Raw genomic sequence first — 11,306 nt, 5'->3', positions numbered from 1 at the left:
GCCGTCGGACGGGGATGTGCGGGCGGGAGGGTTTGGGGCTGCCGGGAGCGGCCCGGGGAAGGGAGTATACGGATTTTTCGGGCGGGAGGTGTGCCTTAATCATACTGTTTGTTGCTGATTATTAGTATTTAATGTGTCCGTATGGAACATTCACGGGTTCTTGCGGGTATCCTGTGATTATACCATTTTGGTAGTATTGTATACAATTCGGCGCGGAATATAATCTACTTTTGAATTACAAAAAAACCACTGACCATGCGCTACGCACATAACCCGATCCTGAGCCCCGAAGATTTGTGTCCGAGCCAACCCTCGATGCAGATCGAATGCCTGCTGAATCCCGGCGTATTCCGTTACGACGGGAAGGTCTGGATGCTGGTCAGGGTCGCCGAACGCCCTGCACAGGCCGAAGGGGAAGTCAGTTTCCCGTTGCTCGACGCGCAGAACCACGTGACGGTGATGCGTGTCCCGGCCGCCTCCCCCGAACTCGACCTCTCGGATCCGAGGGTCATCAATTACAAGGGCGAGGATTTCCTCACGACGATGTCCCACCTGCGGCTTGTGAGCAGCACCGACGGCATCCGTTTCCGCGAGGAAGCGGGATATCCGCCGCTGACGGGCAGCGACCGTTACGAAGCGTACGGGATCGAAGACTGCCGCGTCACGCAGATCGGGACGCAGTATTACCTGACTTATACGGCCGTCTCGGCTAACGGCGTGGCGGTGCGGATGCGCAGCACGTCGGACTGGCGCCGTTTCACCGATTACGGGCTGGTGCTGCCCCCGCACAATAAGGACTGCACGCTCTTCGACGAGAAGGTAGGTGACCTATATTATATGCTGCACCGCCCGAGCAGCCCCGAGATCGGCGGGAATTATATCTGGATCGCCCAGAGCCCCGACCTCCGCCACTGGGGAAACCACAGGTGTGTGGCCCGTACCCGCAAGGGGATGTGGGACAGCGCCCGCATAGGTGCCGGGTGTGCCCCGATCCGTACGGGCGAAGGGTGGCTGACGATCTACCACGGCGCAGACGCTTCGAACCGCTATTGCCTGGGGGCGATGCTGCTCGATGCCGCCGACCCGTCGAAGGTGCTGGCGCGCAGCCGCACGCCCGTCATGGAGCCTGAGGAACCCTACGAACTGGAAGGCTTCTTCGGGAATGTCATCTTCACCAACGGCCACCTGGTCGATGGCGACCGCATCGCCCTGTACTACGGGGCTTCGGACAAGGTGATCTGCCGGGCCGACCTCTCCGTAGGCGAAATCCTGGAAAACCTGCGCAAAGACTTATAATAGAAATCCCAATAAAACCTACTTAAAACCCATGAAGAAAACTTTGACCTATTGTTTCGGTTCCCTGCTTTGTCTGATGACGCTCGCTTCGTGCCAGAACGGCGGTTCGTGCTGCGGCCGCGCCGCCACGGACGTCGACCTGACGGGCAGGCTCTATCCGAAAGTCAAAATCCCGACCAAATCGCTTGTCATCGTAGACCTGCAAAACGACGATATCGAGGGGCAGGTCGCTGCCATCGGCCTGCAGGGTATCGTCAACCGCGACAGCGAACAGAAGATCTATGTGATGAACAGCCGTTGCAAGGACAACCACGGCGGCTGGAAGACCGGCCCGCACGACATGGCCCAGATGGGGCAGTTCTGGCTCGACCGTGTGCTGAAGGACATTCCGCAGGAGACCCTCACGCTCGATGCGACCAAGTCCAACCCCGGGTTCTCGGCGCTTGTCGAGCAGTATAAGAAGCATATCAAGGGCGTAGTCATCTATGACCCCGAACTGGTCGAGGCCACGATCGAGGCGGCGACTACGATCGCGGCACAGACCGACGCCCTGATCGTTTCACCCCGCCTTTACGAGGAGGTGAAGGGGTACGATTTTCCGGTGATCCGGGATCTGCGCGGGATGTTCAAGACCAACATCGAGTGTGTCGACTGGCTCGTGGAAAACTATTTCGAGACGGCCAACCGCGACGTGGCTTTCACCTGGTCGCACATGACCACCGATTTCCAGGAGAGCTGGGGCGCAGCCAACAAGGACTACGTGGTTGCCAACCGCCTGTTCACCTATTTCCTCGACATCCAGGATCATGACCAGTGCGCATATTACGAGAACATCGTCAAGAAATACCCCGCCGGCACCCAGATCATGGGCTGGACGGACGAATTGAAGGCCGACAAGCTCTTCGCCGAATACGGGTATTTCATGGTGCCGTTCATTTCGGTCGAGAACATGACCGTCATGTCTTCGTTCCCCTCGGTGCAGGGTACGCCCATCGAACCCAAGGCGCTCAAGGCCGAGCCCAATACCGTTTATATCGCGATGCTCGTCTCCGACGGCGACAACCTGCTGCATACGATGATCTACATGCCCTACACGATCGAGGAGTCGGCCGCCTACGGCGACGTCCCCGTGACGTGGATCATCAACCCCGCCATCGTAGACCTCGCGCCGCGTGTTTTCACCTGGTACGAGCAGGTGATGAACGAAGGCGGTCAGGAGATGGGCGCCATGATGGGCGACGGCTCCCCGACGACCGACCGTTACAGCGGTTTCTCGTTCTATTGCTCGCTGACGCGGCATTACCTCAGGCAGGCCGGTATGCACACCCTCAAGCAGATGGTCGACGGCGAAGCCGTGGCCTGGAACGTACAGCCCTACTGCCTCGAAGGCGGTTATGCGGGCACCGACTGGCGCGGCATCGGTTCCGACGAATACCACATGGACAACGACTGTTTCCATATCGGTACGACCAATTCGCGTCCCGAATACCTGAACAAGGTGCTGGACAGCGCCCCGGTAGACGAACCGCTGTTCCTGTCGGTCATGATCGGCACGGCGAGCGAGGATGTGACCACCTATGCGTCCGAGCTCAAAAAGCAGATCGAGGCCCGCAACGACGGCCGGAAATACGTGTTCCTGAGGACTGCCGACCTGGCCGCTACGTACCGCGCCTATAAGGGTCTCCCCGTAGAATAATCGTGCGGAATGCCGCGTGCATCGGTGTGCCCCGACGGGCACACCCTGTACGCTGACACCCCTGATTCCTGCGGCGGGTGTTTCCGACTGCACCCTGTAAAAAGTGTTGTGATATTCATAAATACCTAATTATAAACTACTTATTAACTTAACACCTAATTGGCCATAAACTGAAAAGATGTAAAACCTACCGATCCGCCGGGAACCGGGCGTTCCCGCGGGAAGCAAAGAAATGACAACCAACGAACTACATTAATGATTGATTAAAATTATGAAACAAAGCTTACTGAAATTAGCTTTTGCAGCAGTGATGTTGATGCTTGTCGCTCCGTTCGCAGGCAGTCAGGCTGTTGCACAGACGCACAATCTGACCGGAACCGTCGTCGACGCACAGGGGAATCCGGTTGCGGGTGCCGCCGTGGTGATCGACGGGACGACGAAGGGTACCTCGACGGGTTCCGACGGTTCCTTCGCACTGAACGGCGTTATGGCGAACCAGAGCCTCCTGGTGACATTCATCGGTTATGAACCCCAGACGGTTGCGATCGGCTCACAGACGAATATGAAGGTCGTGCTCAAGGAGGACAACCAGACGCTCGACGAAGTGGTCGTCATCGGTTATGGTGTCCAGAAGAAGAGGGACGTGACGGGTTCGATCACCTCAGTGAAGAGCGACGTGTTCGAATCGCGTTCGGTCGAGAACGCACAGCAGGCCCTGCAGGGAAAGGCCCCGGGCGTGCAGGTGCTCTCCTCTTCGGCCGCTCCGGGTTCGAGTCCCTCGATCCGTATCCGCGGATTCAGCTCGAACAATTCGGGCGCATCGGAGCCCCTCTATGTGGTGGACGGCCTGAAGGTGTCGGACATTTCCTACCTCGACCCCTCGTCGATCGAGTCGATGGAGATCCTCAAGGACGGTGCCTCGGCGGCCATCTACGGTGTCGAGGCCGGTAACGGCGTCGTACTTATCACCACCAAAAAGGGTAAGAAGGGCGACGGCCGCATCTTCTACGATTTCACCTACGGCATCACCTCGCTGGCCCGCAAGGCCGACCTGATGAATGCCGAGCAGTACGTGGCCTATCAGACGGCCGCCGGCAACAGCCAGTCGCTGTCCGCGTGGGACGGTAAAACCGATACCGACTGGTTCGACGTGCTTTACGGCGACAACGGTTCGTTCCAGCGCCATACGGCCGGCGTCGAAATGGCCAACGACTATGGTTCGGTTTACGCTTCGCTGTCGTATATGGACAACGACGGTATGTACTACGGCAACAAGGACTGGCTGAAGCGTGTCACCTTCCAGCTCAACGGCGACTACAAGGTCAAGAAATGGCTCACCTTCACGACCAACAATACGGTCGAAAGTTCGCGTTCGCAGAACAGCGGCGACGGCGTGAGCAATCTGGGCAACAGCAACCAGTTCATCAACCCCTACGGCATGGATCCGCTGCTGCCCGCTTTCTGGGACAAGGACAACCTGCCGGCATACATGACCGAGCTGATCGCACAGCAGGGCGACAACATGTTCATGAAGAACGAGAAGGGCGATTACGTCGGCATTCCGTTCGCCGCCAAGGACGCGGTCAACCCGCTTACCCACTATTACAGCAACACGGGCGAGCATAAGAACTTCGCCCTGCGCGGTGCGTCGTCGCTGGTTTTCGCCCCCGTCGAGGGCCTTACCGTCACGTCGCGTGTCGGTTACCGGCTCGAATCGACCAATTACAGTTTCTACGGCGTGCCGACCTACTTCGCCGTGTCGTCGCGCACGAAGATGCAATTGGACGGAAAGACCACGATGAACCGCTTCTACATGTGGGAGAACTTCGCCAACTACAACAACACGTTCGGCAAGCACACGATCAACGCGATGGTCGGTATGTCCTACCAGTACGAGTGGAGCAACTTCACTTCGGGTTCGACCAACGGCCTGACCGACAGCAGCAGCAATTTCCACCACTTGGACTTCGCTTCGACCGACGCGACCAAAGGCGTGGGCGGCAGAGTAGGCGAAATTTCCAGTATCAGTTACTTCGGCCGTGTCGGCTATACGTTCGACAACCGTTACAACATCATGGTCAATTTCCGCGCCGACGCTTTCGACCGCTCCAAATTGTCGAAGGAAGCCCGCTGGGGCTATTTCCCCTCGGTGTCGGCCGGGTGGACGATCTCCAACGATCGGTTCATGCGCGATATCGACCCCAAGATCATTTCGTTCCTGAAGCTCCGCGCTTCGTACGGTGTCAACGGTAATATCAGCGCGCTGGGCGCTTTCATGTACAGCTCGTCGATGAGCGTGGGCGATTATTACCCCATGAACGGCTCGCTGGTTTCCACCGTCTATCCTTCGGATGTGCTGGCCAACCCGGATCTGAAATGGGAGACGGCACGGCAGTTCGACGTCGGCGTCGACGCACGCTTCCTGAACAACAGGCTGACTTTCGGGATGGATTTCTACAACAAAAATACCGTCGACCAGATTCTTACATTGACGCCACCCCTTGCGACGGGTACCACGAGCATGGCGAAGAACATAGGCAAGGTGAACAACCACGGCTTCGAGTTCGAACTCGGCTGGCAGGATCAGGTCGGTGAGTTCACCTACGGCGTCAATGCCAACCTTGCCACCATCAGCAGCGAGGTCAAGGAGATGGAAGGTGCGCGTATCGTGAACGACCTGTCCGATTTCGTCTATTTCGACAAGGGACAGCCCATGTGGAGCTACTACGGTTACAAATACCTCGGTGTCAATCCCGAGGACGGCAGCGCCATCTATTACGACAAGGACAAGAGCGGCACGATCGACGACAAGGACAAGGTGTACCTGGGTTCGGCCATTCCCGACTTTACCTACGGCATCACCCTCAACGCCGCTTACAAGGGCTTCGACCTGACGGTATTCGGCAGCGGAAGCCACGGCGGCCTGCTGAGCCTCTACGGCGCCCGCCTGACGCCTTCGGCCAACAAGCCCTCCGAACTGTGGACGGATTCGTGGGACGTGAAGGGCGCCGGGGCCAAATACCCGCATCCCGATCCGATCGGCGATACCGCTTCCAGAAACTCGAGCATGTGGCTCAAGAGCGGTTCCTATTTCAAGATCAAGCAGATCCAGCTGGGTTACACGCTGCCTTCGTCCTTTACGAAGAAGATCGCCATTTCGCGCCTGCGCGTCTATGTTTCGCTCGACAACTTCTTCTGCATCACGCCCTACTGGGGTATGGATCCGGAAGCTGTCAGCGGTACGTCGGGCATCGGTATGGACAATGGCGACTACCCGACCCCGAAGACCCTGACATTCGGTGCAAACCTTTCGTTCTAACCTAAAAACATTATGACTATTATGAAAAAGCATATTTTGGCATTAGCCGGTCTGCTTGCCGGAGCGATGATGGCGACTTCGTGCTCCCAGGCGCGTCTCGACGAAGTGGAGCACCTCGGGGTCACCGAGGTGGACAAGACCTATGCGGAGGCGAACGATATGACGGCCCAACAGCTGATCGCGAACGTATACGTCACGGCCAAGTACCTGATGATGGGCGACTGGGGCGTACACTACATTGCAACCACCTCGGCCAAAACGGCCGAGTGCTGGCCGGGCGGTTCGGGCCCGAACGACGGTACCGAATACCACCGCATGTCGGCCATGATCGACGATTCGGAGAACAACGCCTACAAGGAGATGTATACCCGTTTCTACAAGATCATGTACAAATGCAACATGATCGTGGACAAACTCAACGACGGTTCCGCCGAGCGCAAGCGCGTGATCGCCGAGGCCAAGGCCTGGCGTGCATGGGCGATGATGCGCCTGACGCAGCTGTGGGGCTCGGCCCCGCTCGTGGATCACGTGCTGGACGGTATCAACTATTCGTTCTATCCCGGCAACTCGAACCCCGAGGACAACTGGAAATGGATCATGACGCAGTTCGACGAGGCTGCTGCCGTGCTTCCCTCGAAGAGCGGACTGGGCGGCCAGAAAGCCATCGGCGGCCGCTGGACGGCCGAAGCCTGCTACGCTTACAAGGGCCAGGGGTACATGTGGCAGAACGATTATGCCAACGCCAAGGTCGAACTGGCCAAGGTGATCAACTCGGGCAAATACGAACTCTGGGATAAGACCGCGACCATGGGCCCGTCGAGCTACGGCACGAACATGCAGCTGGCCAAGAGCCAGAACGAAAACTGGAGCGACGGCAGCGAGGAGTACGAATACCTGACGCTCTACCGTGCCGAGGCCGATTTCTGCGACGAGTTCCTGCTCGAGCTGGACATCGACGGCGACATGACGACGATCACGAGCACTGAGCCTTACTGGTTCCGCGCCTACATGAACTGGCGTAAGGACGAGGTCAACCTGCCGGGCAACACGACGACCGCCTCCGACGGCTGGGGCTTTATCAACCCGACCCGCACGTTCGGTTATGCATTTGCCAAGCACGACGGCAACAGCGTGCGCCGCCGTGCGGCCATCGCCACTTACAGCGAGGTGTACCACGACTTCCCCTACCTGAACAAGGACGTGCGCGGCGTCATGTCGAGCATGTTGTTCGAGAACGAGGGCTATTTCCGCATGAAATACTACGACTATGTGGACGACGTGGTTCCCGAGCGTTTCGCAAGCGGCCAGACCAACGGCAACCGGACGAACTTCCCGCTGATGCGCTATGCCGACGTACTGCTGCTCTATGCCGAGGCTGTCTGCATGTCGGGCGAGGGTACGGCCAATATCTCGGGCCTGGAGGCGCTGAACAAGGTGCGCCGCCGTGCGGGCCTGACCGACGCCCCCGCGCTGGATATGGATAACGCCGAGTACGGCATCAAGGCCGAGCGCCGCTTCGAGCTGTGGCTGGAGGATTGCAGCCGCTATGTCGACCTGATTCGCTGGGGCGATTACAAGAAATTCATCACCGACACTTCGATCGACGGTGTGAGCGAGCATTGGGGTAACGAATGCGCATGGCTCGTCGGGCTCAAGGACGCGACCAAGCGTACGACCGATCCTACCGATTGGAGCAACTACGAAGTGCGCTACGACCCGCTGTCGACGCGCGGCACCTGGAGCGACCGCTTCTACCTGTGGCCGTTCCCCTATGCCGAAACGACGCAGAACCCGAACCTCGACCAGAATACCGGTTGGTAAAAACCGGTTGTGAAGGCCGTACCGGCCGGTTACCCGGGGCGGTATGATAATCCGGCGACGGCGGTGGATCGTTTTTGTTTCACTTCGCCGTCGCCGGGATTTTTTCCGGCCGGGCCGTCCGGATCGGCCTGCATCGGCGGGTTGCCGCCCTTCGCGTGCGTGCGGCCGTGCGGTGCCGGATGACCGGCGGCGTTGAAGCCGTGCGGGAGCGAATAATCTGTAAAAAACGAAGGAATGAAAAAATATCTGTTGATCGCAGCGTCGCTGTTGCTGTGCCTTCCCCTGGCAGCCGCTGTGCAGAAAGTGTCGCTCAACAGCGACGGCCGGGTTGCCGCATGGCAGCTCCGGGCGCAGGACGAGGTGACCGACGTGAAAGCCATGCTCGGGGCGGGCTACGATGCCTCGGGTTGGGTCGCCGCGGTCGTCCCGGGGGCGGCCTTCACGTCGTTCGTCGAGGCGGGGATCGAATCCGACCCCAACTTCGGCGACAATGCCTACAAGGTGGACAGGTGCAAGTACGACCGCAATTTCTGGTACAGGGCCGAGTTCGCGACCAAAGACCTGCCCGCCGGTGCGCGCCGCTGGATCTGCTTCGAGGGCGTGAACCGCGGGGCCGAGGTCTATTTCAACGGCGCGCGGCTGGGGTCGCTCGACGGGTTTATGGATCGCGGCATGTTCGAGGTCACGCACCTGCTGCGGCAGGATGCCGCGCCCAACGTGCTGGCCGTGCTGGTGCGCGTGCCGACGAACCCGATCGCCAATCATGCCAGCCCGACCTATATTTCCAGTGCGGGCTGGGACTGGATGCCCTACGTCCCCGGGCTGTTGGGCGGCATCACCGACGACGTGTATTTCACCACGTCGGGCGACGTGTCGCTCGTCGACCCGTGGGTGCGTACCAGGGTGCCTTCGCGCGAGCAGGGCGTCGTCTCGCTGACCACCGAACTGAAGAACCACTCGCAGCAGGAGAAAACCGGGGTCGTGAGGGGCGTCATCCGCCCGGGCGACATCACCTTCGAGAAGCGATTTAAAATAGGGGCGGGCCAGCAGCGCACCGTGGGCGTCGACCCCCGCGAGTTCCCGCAGCTGACCGTCGACGACCCGGCCCTGTGGTGGCCCAACGGGTACGGCGACCAAAACCTCTATACGTGCGAGCTGACGTGCGAGGTCGACGGCGAGGTTTCCGACTGCCGGACGGTGACGTTCGGCATCCGGGAGTACTCCTACGACTTCGTGAAGGGTGTGTTCCAGCTCTCGGTCAACGGCGAGCGCATCTACTGCAAGGGCGGTAACTGGGGCATGAGCGAGTATATGCTCCGCTGCCGGGGCGCCGAGTACGACCTCAAAATCCGCCTGCACCGCGAGATGAACTACAACATGATCCGCAACTGGATCGGTTCGACGACCGACGACGAGTTCTACGAGGCGTGCGACCGCTACGGCATCATGGTCTTCGATGATTTCTGGCTCAATTCGCATCCCAACCTGCCGGACGACGTGTTCGCCTTCAACCGCAACGCCGTGGAGAAAATCAAGCGGCTGCGCAACCATCCTTCGATCGCCGTCTGGTGCGGCGACAACGAGGGCGTGCCCCTGGCGCCGCTCAACGAGTGGCTGCGCGAGGATGTCAAGGCCTTCGACGGCGGCGACCGCTGGTACCAGCCCATTTCGCGCGAGTACGGATTCTCGGGCAGCGGCCCCTGGGTGAACGCCCATCCGATCTGGTACTTCACGGCCCACCCGCTGGGCTACGGAGACCACAAGCTCGACGGCTGGGGCTTCCGCACGGAGATCGGCTCGGCCGTCTTCACCAACTACGAGAGCTATAAGAAGTTCATGCCCGAGCCCGAGCGGTGGCCGGCTTCGCCCGGGATGCTGGACAAGCATTTCTTCGGCAACTCGGCGGGCAATGCGCGCCCGACCCGTTATTTCGCGGCCGTGGAGTACAATTACGGCAAGGCCGCGGGCGCGGAGGATTTCTGCCGCAAGGCGCAGCTGCTCAACATCGAGGTCAACAAGGCGATGTACGAGGGGTGGCAGCACCACCTGTGGAACGACGCTTCGGGCATCCTGACCTGGATGAGCCAGTCGGCCTACCCGTCGTTCGTATGGCAGACCTACGATTACTATTACGACCTGAACGGTGCCTACTGGGGCGTGCGCAAGGCCTGCGAACCGCTGCATATCCAGTGGAGTTACGCCGACAACACGGTCAAGGTGGTCAACGCCAGCGGCGAGGCCTACAACGGCCTGCGTGCCACGGCGGCGGTCTACAATATGGACGGCAGCGAGGTGAAGCGCTATGCGCAGCGGGCCGCCCTGTCGTCGCTGCCCAATACGGCGACCCGGGTGATGACGCTGCCGTTCCCCGAAGACCGCAACCTCGCACGGGGTAAGAAAACCGTCGCCTCGTCGTCGGAAAACGACGGCGCGCATGCCGCCAAGTCCGTCACCGACGGCAATACGGGCTCCTCGTGGCGCTCGGGCGGCCCGGGCGAGCAGTGGGTCATGGTAGACCTGGGCGCGCCCACCGAGTTTTCGGACATCGTCCTGACGTGGGAGAGCGAAGCGGCCAAAGCATACGAGATACTCGCGTCGGACGACGCCGAAGAGTGGCGGACGGTCTACACCAGCGGCAAGCCCAGCACGCCCATCGACCGGATACGAATCGACCCCGTGACGGCGCGCTATGTCAAGTTGCAGGGCACGGCGCCCCACGACGACTGGCAGCTGGTGCTCTTCGAAATGGAGCTTTACGGCCCGGAAACCCCGGCCAAAGAACTTTCGCCCGTGCATTTCATCCGCCTGCGGCTGACCGACGATGCCGGGAACCTGCTTTCGGAGAATTTCTACTGGCGTTCGAACCGCCTGGGCGACTACCGTGCGCTGAACGACCTCGAACCCGCGAAACTGGATGTACGCACGAAAGCCGAAACGGTGGACGGCAAGCGCATCATCCGCGCGACCGTCACGAACCGGGGCCGCAGCGTGGCGTTTGCCGTGCGCCTCATGCCGGTCTACGCCTCGACCGGGGAGCAGATATTGCCGGTCATCATGGACGACAACTACTTCACGCTGCTGCGGGGCGAGACCCGGAAGGTCGACATCGAGATCGACGAGTCGCTGCTCGGGGAGGATACCTACAAACTGGTCGCAAGGCCCTATAACGATTGA

5 protein-coding genes are annotated in these 11,306 nt (G+C 59.9%); all 5 read left to right on the top strand.

From position 1 onward, the window contains the following. Positions 1–255 precede the first annotated feature (255 nt). A complete protein-coding gene (locus QVP03_RS04420; RefSeq protein WP_022332374.1) occupies positions 256–1,296 on the top strand; it encodes a glycoside hydrolase family 130 protein in 1,041 nt (346 codons plus the stop codon). A gap of 31 nt (positions 1,297–1,327) precedes the next feature. Continuing rightward, positions 1,328–2,992: a GxGYxYP domain-containing protein gene (locus QVP03_RS04415; RefSeq protein WP_022332373.1), complete on the top strand. Its 1,665-nt coding sequence runs from the start codon at positions 1,328–1,330 to the stop codon at positions 2,990–2,992. 271 nt (positions 2,993–3,263) lie between these two features. Then, positions 3,264–6,311 (top strand): SusC/RagA family TonB-linked outer membrane protein, encoded by a 3,048-nt coding sequence (locus QVP03_RS04410; protein ID WP_022332372.1) that lies wholly within the window; start codon positions 3,264–3,266, stop codon positions 6,309–6,311. 21 nt (positions 6,312–6,332) lie between these two features. Continuing rightward, the gene (locus QVP03_RS04405; RefSeq protein WP_022332371.1) at positions 6,333–8,132 is read left to right on the top strand and encodes a RagB/SusD family nutrient uptake outer membrane protein; all 1,800 of its coding nucleotides are present in this window, start codon (positions 6,333–6,335) and stop codon (positions 8,130–8,132) included. Between the two features lie 234 nt (positions 8,133–8,366). Beyond that, on the top strand, positions 8,367–11,306 hold the full coding sequence (locus tag QVP03_RS04400) for a discoidin domain-containing protein (RefSeq protein ID WP_022332370.1): 2,940 nt from the start codon (positions 8,367–8,369) through the stop codon (positions 11,304–11,306).

The organism is Alistipes sp. CAG:29 (assembly GCF_000435435.1).
Taxonomy (GTDB): domain Bacteria; phylum Bacteroidota; class Bacteroidia; order Bacteroidales; family Rikenellaceae; genus Alistipes; species Alistipes onderdonkii.
The sequence above is the reverse complement of the archived record's forward strand: the minus strand, read 5'-3'. Positions and strand labels throughout refer to the sequence as shown.